The following is an 18,186-nucleotide window of genomic DNA, read 5'->3' on the forward strand; positions in this document are numbered from 1 at the left end:
GAACGGCACCCCGGCACGCACGTCACCTGGCTGCTGCGCCGCGGCGCGGTCGGCAACGTCTTCGGCGGCGGCGAAGCCGACCAACTGCCGGCGCGCGGCGCGCTGGGCCTGCGGGCACGGGCCGCGGTGAAGGCCGGGCACGTCGAGGTCGTCACCGGCTTCCGCACCGCAGCCGTCGAACGAGACGGCGACCGCGTGGTGCTGGTGTCGCAGGACGGACACCGCCTCGACCCCGTGGACGAGGTCGTGGCACTGACCGGGTTCCGACCGGACCACTCCTGGCTGTCCGAAGTCCGGCTCGACCTCGACCCCGTACTCCAAGCGCCGACCACGCTCGCCCCGCTCATCGACCCCAACGTCCACTCCTGCGGCACCGTCTACCCACACGGCGCCAACGAACTGCGCCACCCCGAGCCCGGCGTCTACCTCGTGGGGATGAAGAGCTACGGCCGCGCCCCGACGTTCCTCGCGATGACCGGCTACGAACAGGTCCGCAGCGTGGCCGCCGAGATCGCCGGCGACCACGAAGCCGCCACCAAGGTCGAACTCACCCTCCCCGAAACCGGCGTCTGCGGCGGATCCGGAGTCTTCGACGTCGAACCGACGTCCTCCAGTGGGTGCTGCGCCGCGCCGCAGGTGGCGGAACTGACGCTCGCCGCCCCGGGTGCCCGGGTCTGAACTCGCGCGGCCCGGCGTGCTCGGGGGACACGCCGGGCCGCGCCGCGTGCTGGTGGTGCTGTGCCTGACCCAGATCACCAGCTGGGGCGTGCTGTTCTACGGCTTCCCGGTGCTCGCGCCCGCCATCGCGGCGGACGCGGGCTGGTCCGACGCGGCGGTCATCGGCGCGTTCTCGGTGGCGCAACTGGTCAGCGCGGTGGTCGGGGTGCCGGTCGGCAGGCTGCTCGACCGGCACGGGCCGCGCGTGGTGATGACGACCGGGTCGCTGCTGGCCGTCGGCGCGCTGGCGGTGGTCGCGTCGGCGCGGTCGCTGCCGTGGTTCTACGCGGGCTGGGTGCTGGTCGGCGTGGCCATGGCCGGTGTGCTGTACCAGCCGGCGTTCGCCGCCCTCACCCGCTGGCACGGCCCGGAACACCGGGTGGGCGCGCTGACGGTCGTGACGTTGGCGGGCGGGCTGGCGAGCACGGTGTTCGCCCCGCTCACCGCCGCGCTGGCCGCGCACCTGGACTGGCGGCAGACCTACCTGGTGCTCGCGGCGGTGCTGGCCGTGCTCACCGTGCCCGCGCACCTGTTCGGCCTGCGGCTGCCGTGGCCCGCCCACCCGGCCACCTCGGACACCCGTCGGCCGACCGCGATCGCCCGCAGCCGCCCGTTCGTGCTGCTCGTGGTGTCGATGAGCGTCGGCGCGCTGGCCGTGTACGCGATCGTGGTCGCCATGGTGCCGTTGTTCGCCGAACGCGGTCTTTCCACGACCACCGCCGCCTGGGCGCTCGGCCTGGGTGGCGTCGGGCAGGTCCTGGGACGGCTCGGCTACGGACGGCTGGTCGCGCGAACCGGCGTGCAGGCCAGGACCGCCGGCGCCCTGCTGGCGGCCGCGGCCACGACCCTCCTCTTGGGACTGATCCCCGGGCCCGCGTTCGCCCTGATCGCCGCGGCGATGCTGGCGGGTGTCGTCCGGGGCACCTTCACGCTCATCCAGGCCACCGCCGTCACGGACCGCTGGGGCACCGCCCACTACGGGCGGCTCAGCGGTGTCCTGCACGCGCCCCTGACCGTCACCGCCGCCGTGGCCCCGTGGGCCGCGACCGCGCTGGCCGGGACGCTGGGCGGTTACCCGGCGGTGTTCGCCGTGCTGGCCGCGCTGGGCGTGGTCGCGGCGCTGATCTCGCTCAAGTCCGTGCCGACCTACACTGTGGGCCGGGACTTCCGTGGGGGCCGCAGTGGCAGTGAGCAGTGACGAGTTCATCCGGATGGTGAACGCGCTCGTGGACGTGGAGCGCCGGGAGGGCGGGGACTACAGCTCGTTCAGCGTGCGCGGCAAGCGGTTCGGCTACTACTGGCCGCGCACGCAGACGGTCGGCCTGAAGCAGCTGCTGTCCGAGCAGCACGCGCTGGTGGCCGAACGGCCCGACGTGTTCGAGGAGCAGTTCACGTCCGGCGGTTTCGGCTGGGTGGTGGTCTACCTGGCCGGCATCGAGGCCGACGAGCTCGCCGAGCTGGTCTTCGAGGCCTGGCGCCTGTCCGCGCCCGAGGACCTGCTCGCCCGAGTGCCCGACCCGGCACACCGAGCGCACCGCTGACGGTCAGGCGCGAACCACGGCCGGGCGCACGCGTCCGGCACGCGCGCCCGGCCGTTCGTCCGCTCAGTCGGTGCCCGCGACGAGCGGTTCCAGCACCACCTCGGGGTGCAGGCGCTTGAGCACGCCGAGGGCCGTGGAGTCCGGGAACAGCGCCAGGTGAGTGCCGTCGTCCCGGGTGAGGACCTCGCCGCGGTTGTTGTCGACCGCGTTCCGGTGGGCGAGGTCGGGCAGTCGCCGCACCACGGTGTAGGGCAGCCGTTCCAGGCGGACCGGCGACTTGAACTCCGCGTCCAGCCGGTGGGCGGCGACCTCGAACTGCATCGGTCCGACGGCGGCGAACACCGGCGAGCCGTCACCGCGCCGCGCCGAGCGCAGGACCTGCACGACCCCTTCGGACCCGAGCTGCTCGATGCCCTTGCGGAACTGCTTGGCCCGGCTCAGGTCGGCCGGGCGGACCACCGCGAAGTGCACGGGCGCGAAGCTGGGCAGGCCGGGGAACCGCACGGCGGGCTTGTCGGTGTAGAGCGTGTCGCCCACCCGCAGGGAGTTGGCGTTGACGAGGCCGATCACGTCGCCCGGGTACGCGGTGTCCAGTGTGGAGCGCTGCTGCCCGAAGACCTGCTGGACGTACTTGGTGGCGAACGGCTTTCCGGTGGTGGCGTTGGTCACCACCATGCCCCGTTCGAACACGCCCGAGCAGACGCGGGCGAACGCGACCTGGTCCCGGTGCGAGGGGTCCATGCCGGTCTGGACCTTGAACACGAACGCCGAGAACGGCGCGTCCAGCTCGCGCGGCCGCGCGTCGACGTCCGGGCGCGGCGTCGGCCGCGGCGCGAGGTCGACCAGCAGGTCCAGCAGGTGCCGCACGCCGAAGTTGAGCACGGCCGAGCCGAACAGCACCGGCGTGGCCGTCGCGTCCAGGAAGCGCTCCACGTCGAAGTTCCCGCCCGAGGCGGCCAGCAGGTCCAGCTCCTCCACCGCGCGCGTCCACCCGGGACCTTCCTCGGCCTCCGCGCGGGCGGGGTCGAGGCGTTCCTGGGCCGCGGCCGTCGCGCCGCCTGCCGTGCGCGAGTAGCGGATGAACTGCCCGTCGCGGCGGTCCAGCACGCCCCGGAAGTCACCGGCCTCGCCGACCGGCCAGGTCAGCGGCATGGGCTGCAGCCCGATGCGCTCCACCAGCTCGTCGCACAGCTCCAGCGCGTCGCGGCCGGGCCGGTCCCACTTGTTGACGAACGTGATCACCGGGATGCCCCGGTGCCGGCACACGTCGAACAGCTTGAGCGTCTGCGGCTCCAGGCCCTTGGCCGCGTCCAGCAGCATCACCGCCGAGTCCACGGCCGCGAGCACCCGGTAGGTGTCCTCGGAGAAGTCGGCGTGACCGGGCGTGTCGAGGAGGTTGACGACGGTGTCGCCGTAGGCGAACTGCAACGCCGCCGAGGTGATGGAGATCCCTCGCGCCTTCTCCATCTCCATCCAGTCCGACACCACGCCGCGCCGGCCGGACTTGCCGTGCACCGCGCCCGCCTCGGAGATCACCCGCGCGTGCAGCGCGAGCGCCTCGGTCAACGTGGACTTGCCGGCGTCGGGGTGGCTGATCACCGCGAACGTGCGCCGCCGATCCGCCTCCCGCAGCACGTCGGCGGGTGGGGCCGTCACCGAACCTGCGGTGGTCATTCGCGTTTCTCCTGGACTCGACGGGTGTCACCGGGCTCGGCGGTACCGCGGAACGTACCCTGCGGAACCTACTCTCACGTTACGGTAGCCTCCGGCCGCGCCGCACCGGTGCCACAATGGTCGAACGGACGAGGCGTCGGAAGGGATCTTGTGGGCGGGCACATGCAGATCGGCGAGGTGGCCGACCGGACGGGCCTGTCGCTGCGCACGATCCGCTACTACGAGGAAGTCGGCCTGGTCGTGCCCAGCGCCCGCAGCCAGGGCGGGTTCCGCCTCTACACCGAGCCCGACGTCGACCGGCTCCAGGTGGTCAAGCGCATGAAGCCGCTCGGCTTCCAGCTCGAGGAGATGCGCGAACTGCTGAGCATCCTCGACGCCCTCTCCGCCCTCGACGACGACGACCGCGACAAGCACCTCGACCGCCTCGCGCAGTTCCACACGACGGCCGAGCAGCGCTGCGAGGAACTGCGCGCCCAGTTGCGGATCGCCGAGGACTTCGCGGGCAGCTTGCGCGCCCACCTGCCCCACGGCTGAGCGCCCCGAAGCCGGGGCCCGCTGTTCGCGCCCGAGCACCCTCACGTAACGTGAGGGTGTGACCATGGCTCGAACCTCCACCCCTCCACCGGCCCTCACCCCCGGCGCGCTGCGCGTCATCGCCCTCGGCGGGCTGGGTGAGATCGGCCGGAACATGACCGTGTTCGAGCACGAGGGCAAGCTGCTCGTCGTCGACTGCGGCGTGCTGTTCCCCGAGGAGCACCAGCCCGGGGTGGACGTGATCCTGCCGGACTGGACCTGGATGCGGGACCGGCTGGACGACGTGGTCGCGGTCGTGCTGACCCACGGGCACGAGGACCACATCGGCGGTGTGCCCTACCTGCTGCGCGAGCGGGCCGACATCCCCGTCATCGGCTCGCGCCTGACGCTGAGCCTGCTCGCCGCCAAGCTCGTCGAGCACCGCATCACGCCGGTCACGGTGGAGGTCAAGGAGGGGCAGCGGCTCGCGCGCGGCCCGTTCGACCTGGAGTTCCTGGCGGTCAACCACTCCATCCCGGACAGCCTGGCCGTCGCCATCCGCACCGCCGCCGGGCTCGTGCTGCACACCGGCGACTTCAAGATGGACCAGTTCCCGCTGGACGGCCGGATCACCGACCTGCGTGGTTTCGCCCGCCTCGGCGAGGAGGGCGTCGACCTGTTCCTGGTCGACTCCACCAACGCCGACGTGCCGGGCTTCACCACCTCCGAGCGCGACCTGGCCCCCGCCATCGACGAGGTGTTCCGCACCACGCCGCGCCGGGTCATCGTGTCCAGCTTCGCCAGCCACGTGCACCGCATCCAGCAGGTCCTCGACGCCGCGCACGCCCACGGCCGCAAGGTCGCCTTCGTGGGGCGTTCGATGGTCCGCAACATGGGCGTGGCCACCGAACTGGGCTACCTCAAGGTGCCCGACGGCCTCGTCGTCGACATCAAGCGCATGGACCGGCTGCCCCCGCGCCAGGTGACCCTGGTCTGCACCGGCTCCCAGGGCGAGCCCATGGCCGCGCTGTCCCGCATGGCGGGCGGCGACCACTCGATCCAGGTCGAGGAGGGCGACACCGTCCTGCTGGCCAGCTCGCTGATCCCCGGCAACGAGAACGCCATCTACCGGGTCATCAACGGCCTGACCGACCGCGGCGCGAACGTCGTGCACAAGGGCAACGCGAAGGTGCACGTCTCCGGTCACGCCAGCGCGGGCGAGCTCGTCTACTGCTACAACATCGTGCAGCCGTCCAACGTGCTGCCGGTGCACGGCGAGGCACGGCACCTGCGCGCGAACGCCGAGCTCGCCGTGCGCACCGGTGTGGACCGCGACCGCGTGCCGATCGCGGCCAACGGCCACGTCGTCGACCTGCAGGACGGCCACGCCCGCATCACCGGCAAGGTCGAGATCCACAACGTCTACGTCGACGGGCAGACCGTCGGCGGCGTCACCGAGGCCTCCCTGGCCCAGCGCCGCACCCTCGGCGAGGAAGGCGTCATCACCGTCGTCGCCATCGTCGACCTCGACTCCCGCCGGCTCGCCGAACCGCCGGACTTCATCGCCCACGGCTTCGAGCACGACGCCTCCACCTTCGCCCCCGCGATCCCCGCGATCGAGAAGGCGCTCGCCGGCGCGAACGAACGCGGTGTCACCGACTTCGAGGAACTCGAACGGCTGATCGCCCGCGAGGTGCAGAACTGGGCCTACCGGACCCACCGCCGCCGGCCGGTGATCATCCCCGTGGTCGTCGAGGCCTGAGACGTCGGCCGCGTGTTCGCCGCCGCTCCCACGCGGCGGCGAGCAGGTGGCTCGAGGTTCTCCGGCGTCGACCCGGCGGCCAGCCGGGCCTGGGTGCGCGGAGAGCTTGCTCAAGATCAGCCCACTCGTTCGAGGTCTACCGTGACGTCAGGGTAGAGTTCCCGTGGTCGCGCCGGAGCAGCCGCGCCCGTCACGAACCCGATCCCAGGTCGCCAGTCCGCAGTCCGCGGCACCTCCGCTTCCCGCCTCGCCACGAGCAGGCACCCCGTCGGGCGTCGTCCCTTGTTCAGCACGCGAGTCGCACCTGCCGCGCTCGCGACAAGTCCCCCGAGGTGTCGCTTGTCCTCGTACGAGGCGCCCGCACGTCCCACCCTGCTCTCGCGCATCCGCGTGAACTGGTTCGCCAACACCCGCGCCGACCTGCTCTCCGGCCTCGTCGTGGCCCTCGCGCTGATCCCCGAGGCGCTGTCGTTCTCGATCATCGCGGGCGTCGACCCCAAGGTCGGCCTCTACGCCTCGTTCACGATCGCGATCATCATCGCCTTCGCCGGCGGACGCCCCTGCATGATCTCCGCCGCGACCGGCGCGATGGCGTTGGTGCTGGTGCCGCTGGTGCGCGACCACGGCGTGGAGTACCTGTTCGCGGCGACCGTCCTCACCGGCGCGTTCCAGATCGCGTTCGGGCTGGTCGGCGTGCACAAGCTCATGCGCTTCGTGCCCCGCACCGTCATGGTCGGCTTCGTCAACGCCCTGGCGATCCTGCTGTTCACCGCCCAGATCCCGCACATCACCGGCGGCGGCTGGCCCGTCATCGCGCTGGCCGCGCTCGGCCTCGGCGTCATCTACCTGCTGCCGAAGCTCACCAAGGCCGTCCCCTCGCCGCTGGTCGCGATCGTCGTGATCACCTCGCTCACGGTCTTCCTGCACGTCGACGTGCCGACGGTGGGCGACATGGGCGACCTGCCCGACGCGCTGCCGTTCTTCGGCCTGCCGATGGTGCCGTTCACCGCGCAGACGCTGGCGATCATCGCGCCCTACGCCCTCACGCTGGCCGTCGTGGGCCTGGTCGAGTCGCTGCTGACCGCGCAACTGCTCGACGACCTCACCGACACCCCGTCCGACAAGGGCGTCGAGGTCCGCGGGCAGGGCATCGCCAACATCGCCACCGGTTTCCTCGGCGGCATGGCCGGCTGCGCGATGATCGGCCAGTCGATCATCAACACCAAGTCCGGTGGCCGCACCCGGCTGTCCACCCTGTCGGCGGGCGTGTTCCTGCTGATCCTGGTCTACACCCTCGGCCCGGTCGTCTCGCTCATCCCGATGGCCGCGCTCGTCGCCGTGATGGTCTTCGTGTCGATCAGCACGTTCGACTGGTCCAGCGTCACGCCGTCCGGCCTGCGCCGCGCGCCGCGCAGCGAGACCGCCGTCATGGTCGTCACCGTCGGCACCGTGGTGGCCACCCACAACCTCGCCCTCGGCGTCATCGCGGGCGCGCTGCTCGCCGCCGTGTTCTTCGCCCGCCGCGTCGCCCACCTGGTCGACGTCTCCAGCGTCCTTGACCCCGACGGCCGCATCCGCGTCTACGCGCTGACCGGCGAGCTGTTCTTCGCCTCCACCAACGAGCTGATGCACTCCTTCGACTACGCCGAGGACGTCGACAAGGTCGTCATCGACCTCTCCGGCGCGCACGTCTGGGACAGCTCCGCCGTGGCCACGCTCGACACCGTCACCGCGAAGTTCGCCGGACGTGGCGTCGAGGCCGAGATCGTCGGCCTCAACCCGCACAGCGAGAAGCTGCACAGCAAGCTCACCGGACAGGTCTCCGGCTCCCACTGACGGGCGGGCCGCCCGGTTGACTCCGGTCGACCGCTCAAGCATGCTTGAGTCAATGAGTACTGACTGGCCTTCGGAGACCGTCGCGCGGGCGCGGGTGCACGCGGCGTTGGGTGAGCCCGCCCGGCTCGCCGTGGTGGACCTGCTCGTGCTCGGCGACGCCTCGCCCGGCGAGGTCGGCCGCGCGCTCGGGCTGCCCAGCAACCTGCTCGCCCACCACGTGAAGCTGCTGGAGCAGGCCGGGATCGTGGAGCGGTCGCGCTCGGAGGGCGACCACCGGCGCACCTACCTGCGCCTGCGCACCGCCGCGCTGACCGACCTGGTGCCCACCGGCCTGCGGCAGGCGCCGCGGGTGGTGTTCGTGTGCAGCCACAACTCCGCGCGCTCCCAGCTGGCCGCCGCGCTGTGGAAGCGACGCAGCCCGGTGCCCGCGGCCAGCGCGGGCACCCGGCCCGCCGAGCGCGTGCACCCGCTGGCCGTCGCCACCGCCCGCACCCACGGCCTGTCGCTGACCCGTGCCCGTCCCCACCACCTGGACGCCGTGCTGAGGCCCGACGACCTGGTCGTGGCGGTGTGCGACAACGCGCACGAAGAGCTCACCGACCACGACGACCGGCTGCACTGGTCGGTGCCCGACCCGGCCGCCGTCGGCACCCCGGACGCGTTCGACGCCGCCTACCGCGACCTCGCCGACCGCATCGACCGCCTCGCGCCCGCCGTCCACCCCGCCCCCGAGGGACCCTGAATGCCCCGCCCGCTGTCCCACCGGCTGCTCGCCGAGTACCTCGGCAGCCTCCTGCTCGCCGCCCTGGTCATCGGCTCCGGCATCGCCGCCCAACGCCTCTCCCCCGGCGACGTCGGCCTGCAGCTGCTGGAGAACGCCGCCGCCACCGCCGTCGGCCTCTACGCCATCATCCTGGTCTTCGGCCCCGTCAGCGGCGGCCACTTCAACCCCGCCGTGTCCCTGGCGGACGCCGCGTTCGGCGGGTTGGCCTGGCGCGACGTGCCGTCGTACGCGCTGGCCCAGGTGCTCGGCTGCGTCACCGGCGCGGTGCTGGCCAACACCATGTTCGAGGCGGCGCCGGTCAGCATCAGCACCACCGGACGCGCCACGGTCGCGCACGGCGTCGCCGAGGTCGTGGCCACCGTCGGCCTGCTGCTGGTCATCTTCTCGCTCGTCCGGTCCGGCCGGGCCGCCCTCGCGCCGTCCGCCGTCGGCGCCTACATCGGCGCGGCGTACTTCTTCACCAGCTCCACCAGCTTCGCCAACCCCGCCATCACCGTCGGCCGCGTCTTCAGCGACTCGTTCGCCGGGATCGCGCCCTCCTCCGTGCCGGTCTACGTGCTGGCGCAACTCGTCGCCGTCGCGGTCGCCGTGCCGCTGCTGCGCACGCTCTACCCCACCACCGAGGCGACCACCGCGCCCGTCACCGAAGGACAGGTCCGTTGACCCGCAAGCAGCCCGAAGTCCTGTTCGTCTGCGTCCACAACGCCGGCCGCTCCCAGATGGCCGCCGCGCTGCTCCAGCACTACGCGCTGGGCCGCGTCACGGTCCGCTCCGCCGGCTCCGCCCCCGCCGATCAGGTCAACCCCGCCGCCGCCCAGGCCTTGGCCGAACTCGGCCTGGACATCACCGCCGAAGTGCCGTCCAAGCTGACCACCGAGGACGTCGAGGCCTCCGACGTCGTCATCACCATGGGCTGCGGCGACACCTGCCCCGTCTTCCCCGGCAAGCGCTACCTCGACTGGGAGCTCGAAGACCCCGCGGGCCAGGGCGTCGACGCCGTCCGACCCATCCGCGACGACATCGACCGCCGCGTCCGAGGGCTGCTCGCCGAACTGCTCGACGAGCCCGCCTGAGCCGCCGGGTCCCGGCCGCAGCCGCCCTCGCGGCCGGGACCCGCCCTCACCCGGGTCGGAGGCGTGCTGCGACGATGGGCGCCACCGTGCGCTCACCGCGTGCCCGCGGTCCACTGTGGTCCCGCACCACCACCGTCGAGGACCGACCCGGAGGTAACACCCGATGAGCGCGCGTTTCCAGGAGCTCGACTGGCGACAGACCCCGCTAGGCGAACTCGTCCTGCGCCGCCGGTGGGATCCCGTGTTCGACCGCGAGGTCCACGAGATCAAGCTCAACGACGAGTTCCTGATGTCGAGCCTGTTCACCGTGTCGGAGGTGGAGCTGGCGCGCCTGGCGCTCGCCGACCTGCCCGCGCCGCTGGACGTCGTCGTGGGCGGTCTCGGCCTCGGCTACACCGCGCGGACCGTGCTGGAGAACCCGGCCGTGCGGTCGGTGGTCGTGATCGACGCGCTCGGCGAGGTCATCGAGTGGCACCGACGCGGCCTGCTGCCCGGTGGGCAGGAGCTGGCGTCGGACCCGCGCTGCCGGTTGGTGCACGGCGACTTCTTCGCGCTCTCGCGCTCCGACGGCGGCCTCGACCCGACCGACCCCGACCGCCTGTTCCACGCGATCATCGTCGACATCGACCACTCGCCCAGGCACCTGCTGCACCCCGACAACGCCGACTTCTACGAGCCCGAGGGCCTGCGTCGCCTCGCCGCCCGGCTGCACCCCGGCGGGGTGTTCGCCTTGTGGTCCAACGACCCGCCGGACGACGACTACACCGCGGCGCTGGCCGACCGGTTCGCCGAGGTCGGCGCGGAGGTCGTCCGCTTCCACAACCCGCTGCAACAACGTGAGGCGACCGCCACCGTCTACCTCGCGCGGACGGCGGGCGGTCGCTGATCCGTCAGCTCGCGAGCAACCGCACCCACGTGGGCCGCGTCATCGCGACCTCCCGGGTTCATCCCGTTGTCGACCGGACGTCGAGGTCGCCTCACGCCTCGGAGCCGGCGGGCCCGGGGACGTAAGGTTGTCCGGTTGACGCCGGGAAGGGCGGGGTTCGCTGGTGATGGACGTGGGGCGCTTGGTGGCCGGGCGGTACCGGCTGCGCGGGCGCGTGGGCGCGGGTGCGATGGGCGTCGTGTGGCAGGCGTTGGACGAGCGCCTGGACCGCGTGGTGGCGCTCAAGCAGCTCGTGGTGCCCGAGGGGGCCGACCCGGTCGCGGCGGTGGGCCGCGCGGCGCGGGAAGGGCGCATCGCCGCCCGGTTGCAGCACCCGAACGCGGTGACGGTGCACGACGTCGTGGAGGACGACGGCAAGCCGGTGCTCGTCATGGAGTACCTGCGGGCGCGGACCCTCGCCGAGCTGATCGCGCGCGGCCCGTTGCCCGTCGAGCGGGTGACGCACATCGGCGCGCAGATCGCCGGCGCGCTGGCGGCGGCGCACGCGGCGGGCATCGTGCACCGGGACGTCAAGCCGGGCAACGTCCTGCTGACCGACGACGGCACCGCGAAGATCACGGACTTCGGCATCGCCCGCGCGGTCGGGGACGTCACCGTCACCCGGACCGGGCTGCTCGCCGGCACGCCCGCGTTCCTCTCGCCGGAGGTCGCGCGCGGCGGCGAGCCGGGGCCCGCCTCCGACGTGTTCGCCCTCGGCGGCACGTTGTACGCGGCGGTGGAAGGGCGTCCGCCGTTCGGCGACGGTGACAACGCGATCGCCTTGCTGCACGCCGTCGCCGCGGGCCGCTTCGCGCCGCCGACCCAGGCGGGACCGCTGACCGACGTGCTGCTGGACCTGCTGCGCACCGACCCGGCGGCCCGGCCGACGATGGCGCAGGCCGCCGAACGGCTGCGCGCGCCGACCGTGACGGCGCCACCGGCGACCCGGCTGGACCTGAACCCGGCAGACCTGCCGCCGACCGGCCCGCACCCGGAAGGCTCGCTGACCACCGGCCCGCACCGAGCCGACCTGACACCGCAGCCCGCCGGCCGGGACCTGGCGGTCCCCTCGGCGCTCCCGGCCCAAGCGGGTCCGACACCCTGGCCGACCGACCCGCACGCAACGGATCCGGCCCACAGCAGTCCGACTCCGTGGCCGACAGGCCCGCACCCCACCGCCTTGGCGCCGCACCCGACCGCCCTCGCGCCCCGGCCCGCACGTGGTGGGCGTGCGGGACTCATCGCGGTGGCCGCGGCGGCCGTCGTGGGGCTCGTCGTGCTGGTCGTGGTGCTGGCGAACGGGAATCGGACCACCGACAACGCGGCCGGCGCGGTCACGAGCACCACGTCGTCGTCCAGCAGCACGCCCGCTCCCGCCCAGTTGGCACAGGCCGTCGCGGAGTACTACGCGTTGTTGCCGAAGAACACCGCGCAGGCCTGGGAACGGCTCGGGCCCGCCCTGCGCGCGCAGGGCCGCCCGCAGTACGACAAGTACTGGCGCGACGTCAAGGACCTCACCGTCAGCGCCGCGCCCACCGCCGTCGGACCGGACACCGTCAGCGTCGGCATCGACTTCACCGGCCCGGACGGCAAGAGGTTCCGCGAATCGCACCGCGTGCGGCTGGTCGTCCAGAACGGGACGCCGCTGATCGACGCGGACGAAGTCGTGTCCTCGCAACGCATCGGCAAAGCGGACGACGACGAGGACGAGGACAAGAAGGAGGACGACAAGAAACGCGGTGGCGGCAAGAGCGGCGGAGGCTGAGGGCCGGTTACGCGGCGACCTCGCCCCACACCGCCTTGTAACCGGCCTGGGGATCCACGCCCCACCGCGAAGACAACCGGTTGACCAGCAAGAGCCCTCGGTGGTGCGGTTCCCGCCCGCCCGGCTTGCCCAGCACGGGCAGCAGCTCGGGGCTGGCGTCGTGCACCTCCACCCGGACCACGTGCGCGTCGGGCCGGTGGCTCAGCCGCAACCGGCGTGGCGCGGTGGCGTGCTCGAACGCGTTGGTCAGCAACGCGTCGGCGATCAGCAGCAGGTCGAGCAGCTTCGACTGGTCCAGTTCCGGGACGTTCTCGGCGATCCACCGCCGCGCACGGCGCACCAGTGGGACTTTGTCCTCCAGATCGAGGTCGACGTGGTCAGCGGACCGTTCGACGACGTCCACAACACGAGCCTTCCAGCAATCGGCACTCCCTTGAGCACAGGGGGGTAGGTGGCGGGTTCCCCGCGGCCGGACCCGCAAACAGTGACGCCGACCTCATCGCGGGTCCGCCGCGGCCGAGGTCGGCACGGGGATCAGGTGGTCGACCAGCCCGGCGGTCGCGTCGATCAGCTTGACCACCCGCGTGACCTCCGGTGATGCCACCAGGGTCAGGTCCATGCCGTGGTCGCGGCACAGGTCCGCCGCGTGCAGCAGCACGGCGAGACCCGCGACCCCCATGAACGTCACGCCGCCCAGGTCGAGCCTGATCCCGTCCGGTCCCAGCCCTTCGCGCACGAGGTAGTCCTGGATCCGGTCCGCCGCCACGATGTCCACCTCGCCGGACACCGTGATCACCGTGGTGCCCTCACCGGTGCGGAAATCGCAGGAGAAACCCGCGCGCGGACCGCGCTTACCCGAATCGGGCGCCACCGATCGCCTCCCGTGTCGCACTACGTCCGACCCCGCGTACGGGAACGATTCAGACCAGTCGGACCTCGGCCCAGACGGTCTTCTGGTCGTCATGGGGCCGATGACCCCAGTTGACCGACAGCCGGTTGACCATGACCAGGCCGCGACCGTGCGCGGGGGTGTCCAGCCGTCCCAGGACGGGGAACCGGCTCGGGCTGCCGTCCTGCACCTCGATCCGCACCAGGTCGGCTTCGAGCCCTCGGCGCAGCCGCAGCCGTCGTGGCCCGGCGGCGTGGCGGTAGGCGTTGCCGACCAGTTGGGCGGCGACCACCTGGATGTCCACGAGTCGGTCGCCGCCGACGCCCGGGAACGTGCGGGCGACCAGGTCGAACAACTCGTCCGGCGCGGGAGGGGTGTCCGGGAGGCCGAGTTCGACGCCGTCCCGGGGAAGTTCGACAGTGCTCATGGTCCGCCCTCCGCTGCCCTGTTTTCTCAAGGCATGAACAACGCGTTTGGTACCCGCTGGACCGACGGGCCAAACCAGCCGCTCACTTCGGCGTGACCACCACGGACACCTCCACCGGCACCGACTGCTCAGGACCCGCCGTGACCGTGCCGCTGATCGTGCCGCCGACGGCCTTCGGACCGGCGAGCAACCGGAGGACGAACGTCACCTGGGCGCCCGCGGCCAACTCGCCCTCGGCCGTGCAGGTGACGGTGCCCTTGCCCGCCGGGCACCCGACCGTCCGCGCCGCGCCGTCCCAGCCGACGAGCGGCCGGCCGAGCAGGTTGCGGCCCGGACCGACCACTTGCACGCCTTCGGGCAGCGACAGCGCCAGCGTGGTGGGCGCCAAGGGCGTCCGGCCGGCGTTGCGGATGGTGACGGGCAGGTCGACGGGTGGTCCGCCGGTGGGCAGGGCGAAACCGTCCGGCACGACCGTGACCAGCGGCTGCGCCAGGGGTTCGGCGGTCGTGGTGGTGGTGACGACGCCGCCCGCGACCGGTGCGGACGGCGGGTCGGACGGTCCGGTCGTGGTCACCGGCGGGCCGGACGATCCCGTGGCGGGCGCGGACGTTCCCGAGACGACCGGCGAGACCTCCTGCTGGTCCGCCGACGGGGCGGGCGGTTGCGCCGCGACCGTGGGCACGGCCACCGGCTGCCCGGCGTTGAGCCCCAGCGCCACGGCCGCGACCATCGCGGTGGCCGACGCCGCCATGCCGAGCCACTGCGCCGTCGTGACCGAGTTGGCCGCCGCTCCCGCCCCTGCTCCCGCCCCCGCCCCCGCCCCCGCCGCACCCGCCACCGCCGCGCCCGCCTTCGCCGCGCCGGCGGTCGTGGCCAGGTAGCCCGAGACACCGGCGCCGAGCACCAGCGGCGCGACGACGGCGCGCAGCGTGCCGTTGACGTCGGCCAGTTCGGCGGCCATCGCGGGGCAGGTCGGGCACTCGTCGAGGTGCGCCTCGACCTGGGCGGCTTCCCGCTTGGTGAGGCCGCCCCTGGTCCACGCGGCCAGTTTCGCGACGGTGGCGCGGCAGCGGTTCGTGGGGCTGTCCGCCAGGTGTGCTTGCAGGTAGGCGGTCTTGAGCCCTTCGCGGGCCCGGTAGGCCAACGCCGAGGCGCCGTTCGCGGTCAACCCCAGCAGCTTCGCCAGCTCGGCGGCCGACTGGCCCTCGATCTCGGTCTGCCACAACACCGTCTGCCACCGCTCGGGCAGGCTGGCGAACGCCCTCGTGGCCAGCGCCCGTTCCAGGGTCGCCACGGCCGGGTCGTGGAACGGCACCGTGGTGACCTTCTCCACGCCCGACACGGCTTCCACGTCGTCGGCCAGCTTGAGCTTCTTGTCCCGCCGCGTCTTGTCGTACGCGGTGTGGCGCAAGGCGGTCAGCAGGTAGGCGCGGAACGCCGAGTCCGGGCCACCGCCCGCGCGCACCGTGTCGAGCACCTTGGCGAACGCGTCCGACACCAGGTCGTCGGCCTCGGCGCTCGACCAGGCCAGGTGCCGGGCCAGGTTGCGGGCCGCGGTCACGTGCCGCTCGAACAGCTCGCCGTACGCCTGGATCTCCCCGCCGCGCACGGCTTCGATCAGCTCGGCGTCCGACGGCGGCCGGGACGAACGCGGCACGCCCGACGAGCCGGACGTCGAGCTCGCGTCGGCGTTGAGCGCGTGGTCCAGGTCGTCGCGCAGGGCGGCCAGGTCCGCGCGCGCCCACCGCTCCAGCTCGCGCTCGTCGGGGTGCCCGATCACCGGACGTCTACCTCCCAGGCACGGTGGGTGAGCGATTCAGCCCGGACCATATCCAACCCGGCGGAGGATTCGGCCCACCGCCTCCGGCAGCGGATCACGGCCCGCGACCCACGACCGCGGCTCGCCAGGCCGTCACCGCGGGTGACGGTATCGCACCGCGGAACCCCGGAATCCCCTTGTCCGCACCAGTGCGGTCACCACCGCGTGCGCACAGTTGACCGGGAAGGGTGAAGGTTTCCCGGATCGACGATCGGCGCACGTCACCGACGTACTGTCCCGCAGTTGTGCGCAGAGCACGTCGGCGAATCGTCGACGCGCCAACGGAACAGGACGGTGGGCATGACCGCGATCGACGAGGGCTACGTCTTCGACAACCACAACCTCCACGCCACCGAACAGCACCGCTGCCTGGCCGCCGCCTACGACCCGGCCACGCTCGCCCACCTGGAGCGCACCGGCGTCGGGCCGGGGTGGCGGTGCCTGGAGGTCGGCGCCGGCGGCGGCAGCGTCGCGCACTGGCTCGCCGGCCGCGGCGCGTCGGTGCTGGCCACCGACGTCAAACCCGAGCACGTCCCACCCGCCGCCGGGTTGACCGTGCTGCGGCACGACGTCGTCCACGACCCGCTGCCCGAAGCCGGGTTCGACCTGGTCCACGCCCGGCTCGTGCTGCTGCACCTGCCCGAGCGCGAACAGGTGCTGCGCAAGCTCGTCCGCGCCCTCAAGCCCGGCGGGGTGCTGCAACTCGACGAGTTCGACCTCGACTACGGACCGGTGCTCCTGGCCGCCCATCCCGAGCACGCCGCCGCGTACGAGGATTTCCTGGCGGCCAAGGAGCGCATGTTCGACGCCGCGGGCGCGGACCGCCGCTGGGGTCGCCGCGTCGCCGCGTCGATGGCCGCCGCCGGGCTGGTGGACGTGGACCCCGTGCCGGTGGTGCGGCAGTGGCACGCGGACTCGCCCGGCCTGCGCCTGCTCGTCCACCACACCCACCACCTGCGCGACAAGCTGCTCGCCGCCGGCCTGACCGACACCGCCCTCCGGACCGCCCGCGCCGCGATGGCGCACCCCGCGTTCCGCGCCACCTCCTGCGTCTTCTACACCGTCCAGGGCAAGCGCCCCGGGCGAAGGTGACGAAGCGTCGCGACCGCACGGCACTTCGGCACCCCGAACGGTCGGCACGCGCGGTCGTCCGGCGATCATGATCGGCCCGCGGTCGCGGGCTACGTACACTTCGGCCGTGGCGGGGAGCATCGCGGACGGTCGACGGCGTGGGCGACGACGCGGAGAGCTGACGGTCGAGACGATCGCCCGGCTCGCCGGGGTGTCGAAGCCGACCGTGTCGAAGGTGCTGAACGGGCGGGCCGGCGTGGCGGCGGAGACGCGGCAACGGGTCGAGGCGCTGCTGCGCGAGCACGGCTACCGGCGCCCGGACGCCATCGCGCCCTCGGCCATCCTCGAAGTCGTGTTCTACGGCCTGGAAAGCCACATGGCGGTCGAGATCGTGCGCGGCGTCGAACCGGTGGCCCGGGAGCACGAACTGGCCGTCGCGTTCACCGAGGTGGTCGAGCCGACCTCGCCCGGCCGGTCCTGGGCCGAGAAGCTGCTGGCCAGGCACCCGGTCGGGGTGATCGCGGTGTACTCGGCGTTCACGCCGGAGCAGCACGCGCTGCTGGCCGCGAGCGCGATCCCGCTGGTGGCGCTCGACCCGTCCGGCGAACCGCTGCACACCACGCCGTCGGTCGGCGCGACGAACTGGAGCGGCGGCATCACGGCCGCGCGGCACCTGCTCGACCTCGGCCACCGGCGGATCGGCGTGATCGGCGGACCGACGGACTCCCTGGGCGCCCGCGCCCGCCTGGAGGGCTGCCGGGCCGCGATGGACGCCGCGGGCGCGCCGCTCGACGACCGGCTCGTGCGCACCGGCGAGTTCACCTTCGAGCAAGGCCTTGAACTGGGCCGCGAGCTGCTGGGCCTACCCGACCGGCCGACCGCCGTGCTGTGCGGCAACGACCTGCAGGCGCTCGGCGTCTACGCCGCGGCGTGGCAGCTCGGCCTGCGCATCCCGCACGACCTCAGCGTGGTCGGCTTCGACGACATCGACAACACCCGCTGGTGCTGCCCGCCGATGACGACCGTGCGGCAGCCGTTGGCCGAGATGGGCGCGACGGCCGCCCGGATGCTGCTCACCCTCACCACGGGCGGAACCCTCGTCCAGCCCCGGGTGGAGCTGGCCACCACGCTCGTCGTGCGCGAGAGCACCGCGCCGCCCGCCTGAACCCGGAGCACGTCACGCCCCGGAGCACGTCACGCCTGAGCAAGCCACCCGAGGTCGCCTGCGTCCCCTGGGTCTTGTCTTCCGAACTGTTTCGCTCAATACTCCTAAATGTTTCAGCGCCGGAACACCCCACGGGCGCGGAGGCCTCCTCCGCCGCCCGACCGAACCGCACCTCGTTCCGGAGGACTGACCCCCGCCTGAGCCCGTGCCCCGCGATCCGAGGGC

17 protein-coding genes and 1 pseudogene are annotated in these 18,186 nt (G+C 72.9%); 13 read left to right on the plus strand and 5 right to left on the minus strand.

What is annotated here, in order from left to right:
- The 3 genes and pseudogenes from AB0I91_RS25415 to AB0I91_RS25425 all read left to right on the plus strand — a co-directional run.
- Positions 1–678, plus strand: a pseudogene (locus AB0I91_RS25415) (flavoprotein); the annotation flags it as partial.
- A complete protein-coding gene (locus AB0I91_RS25420; RefSeq protein ID WP_499639160.1) occupies positions 665–1,915 on the plus strand; it encodes an MFS transporter in 1,251 nt (416 codons plus the stop codon). The pseudogene AB0I91_RS25415 and the gene AB0I91_RS25420, both read left to right, overlap by 14 nt.
- Positions 1,899–2,258 (plus strand): MmcQ/YjbR family DNA-binding protein, encoded by a 360-nt coding sequence (locus AB0I91_RS25425; RefSeq protein WP_498786671.1) that lies wholly within the window; start codon positions 1,899–1,901, stop codon positions 2,256–2,258. Before AB0I91_RS25420 ends, AB0I91_RS25425 begins: the two co-directional genes overlap by 17 nt.
- 63 nt (positions 2,259–2,321) lie before the next feature.
- On the opposite strand, the gene AB0I91_RS25430 is transcribed toward AB0I91_RS25425, so the two are convergent.
- Positions 2,322–3,932, minus strand: a complete 1,611-nt coding sequence (locus AB0I91_RS25430; RefSeq protein ID WP_499639162.1) for a peptide chain release factor 3 — start codon at positions 3,930–3,932, stop codon at positions 2,322–2,324.
- A 162-nt stretch (positions 3,933–4,094) separates the two neighbouring features.
- Between AB0I91_RS25430 and AB0I91_RS25435 the strand changes: the two genes are divergently transcribed.
- From AB0I91_RS25435 to AB0I91_RS25470, 8 genes are all read left to right on the plus strand, one after another.
- Positions 4,095–4,466: a MerR family transcriptional regulator gene (locus tag AB0I91_RS25435; protein ID WP_499618512.1), complete on the plus strand. Its 372-nt coding sequence runs from the start codon at positions 4,095–4,097 to the stop codon at positions 4,464–4,466.
- A 64-nt stretch (positions 4,467–4,530) separates the two neighbouring features.
- Positions 4,531–6,207, plus strand: coding sequence for a ribonuclease J (locus AB0I91_RS25440; protein WP_498786668.1), 1,677 nt, complete (start codon positions 4,531–4,533; stop codon positions 6,205–6,207).
- A gap of 339 nt (positions 6,208–6,546) precedes the next feature.
- Positions 6,547–8,043 carry a SulP family inorganic anion transporter gene (locus AB0I91_RS25445; RefSeq protein WP_499639164.1) on the plus strand — a complete coding sequence of 499 codons (1,497 nt, stop codon included), beginning with the start codon at positions 6,547–6,549 and terminating at the stop codon, positions 8,041–8,043.
- A gap of 52 nt (positions 8,044–8,095) precedes the next feature.
- Positions 8,096–8,785, plus strand: coding sequence for an arsenate reductase/protein-tyrosine-phosphatase family protein (locus AB0I91_RS25450; protein WP_498786666.1), 690 nt, complete (start codon positions 8,096–8,098; stop codon positions 8,783–8,785).
- Positions 8,786–9,490 carry an aquaporin gene (locus AB0I91_RS25455; RefSeq protein ID WP_498786665.1) on the plus strand — a complete coding sequence of 235 codons (705 nt, stop codon included), beginning with the start codon at positions 8,786–8,788 and terminating at the stop codon, positions 9,488–9,490.
- The gene (locus AB0I91_RS25460) at positions 9,487–9,900 is read left to right on the plus strand and encodes an arsenate-mycothiol transferase ArsC (protein WP_498786664.1); all 414 of its coding nucleotides are present in this window, start codon (positions 9,487–9,489) and stop codon (positions 9,898–9,900) included. The genes AB0I91_RS25455 and AB0I91_RS25460 overlap by 4 nt, the downstream gene beginning before the upstream one ends.
- Positions 9,901–10,063: 163 nt before the next feature.
- Positions 10,064–10,786, plus strand: a complete 723-nt coding sequence (locus AB0I91_RS25465) for a spermidine synthase (protein ID WP_498786663.1) — start codon at positions 10,064–10,066, stop codon at positions 10,784–10,786.
- A 166-nt stretch (positions 10,787–10,952) separates the two neighbouring features.
- Complete coding sequence (locus AB0I91_RS25470; RefSeq protein ID WP_499639166.1) at positions 10,953–12,590, plus strand: serine/threonine-protein kinase; 1,638 nt, start codon at positions 10,953–10,955, stop codon at positions 12,588–12,590.
- A gap of 7 nt (positions 12,591–12,597) precedes the next feature.
- Here AB0I91_RS25470 and AB0I91_RS25475 read toward each other — a convergent pair whose 3' ends face one another.
- The 4 genes from AB0I91_RS25475 to AB0I91_RS25490 all read right to left on the minus strand — a co-directional run bounded on the left by AB0I91_RS25475 (position 12,598) and on the right by AB0I91_RS25490 (position 15,686).
- The gene (locus tag AB0I91_RS25475; RefSeq protein WP_499639168.1) at positions 12,598–12,993 is read right to left on the minus strand and encodes an ATP-binding protein; all 396 of its coding nucleotides are present in this window, start codon (positions 12,991–12,993) and stop codon (positions 12,598–12,600) included.
- Positions 12,994–13,086: 93 nt separating this feature from the next.
- On the minus strand, positions 13,087–13,554 hold the full coding sequence (locus AB0I91_RS25480; protein ID WP_499639170.1) for an anti-sigma factor antagonist: 468 nt from the start codon (positions 13,552–13,554) through the stop codon (positions 13,087–13,089).
- On the minus strand, positions 13,511–13,906 hold the full coding sequence (locus tag AB0I91_RS25485) for an ATP-binding protein (RefSeq protein ID WP_498786659.1): 396 nt from the start codon (positions 13,904–13,906) through the stop codon (positions 13,511–13,513). The genes AB0I91_RS25480 and AB0I91_RS25485 overlap by 44 nt, the downstream gene beginning before the upstream one ends.
- A gap of 82 nt (positions 13,907–13,988) precedes the next feature.
- Positions 13,989–15,686 carry a sigma-70 family RNA polymerase sigma factor gene (locus tag AB0I91_RS25490; protein ID WP_499639172.1) on the minus strand — a complete coding sequence of 566 codons (1,698 nt, stop codon included), beginning with the start codon at positions 15,684–15,686 and terminating at the stop codon, positions 13,989–13,991.
- 339 nt (positions 15,687–16,025) lie between these two features.
- Between AB0I91_RS25490 and AB0I91_RS25495 the strand changes: the two genes are divergently transcribed.
- Positions 16,026–16,817: a class I SAM-dependent methyltransferase gene (locus AB0I91_RS25495; protein WP_498786657.1), complete on the plus strand. Its 792-nt coding sequence runs from the start codon at positions 16,026–16,028 to the stop codon at positions 16,815–16,817.
- Between the two features lie 106 nt (positions 16,818–16,923).
- Complete coding sequence (locus tag AB0I91_RS25500; protein WP_499639173.1) at positions 16,924–17,961, plus strand: LacI family DNA-binding transcriptional regulator; 1,038 nt, start codon at positions 16,924–16,926, stop codon at positions 17,959–17,961.
- Positions 17,962–18,186: the final 225 nt, after the last annotated feature.

It is taken from the genome of Actinosynnema sp. NPDC049800 (genome assembly GCF_040656635.1).
In the GTDB taxonomy this organism is placed as follows: Bacteria; Actinomycetota; Actinomycetes; order Mycobacteriales; family Pseudonocardiaceae; genus Actinosynnema.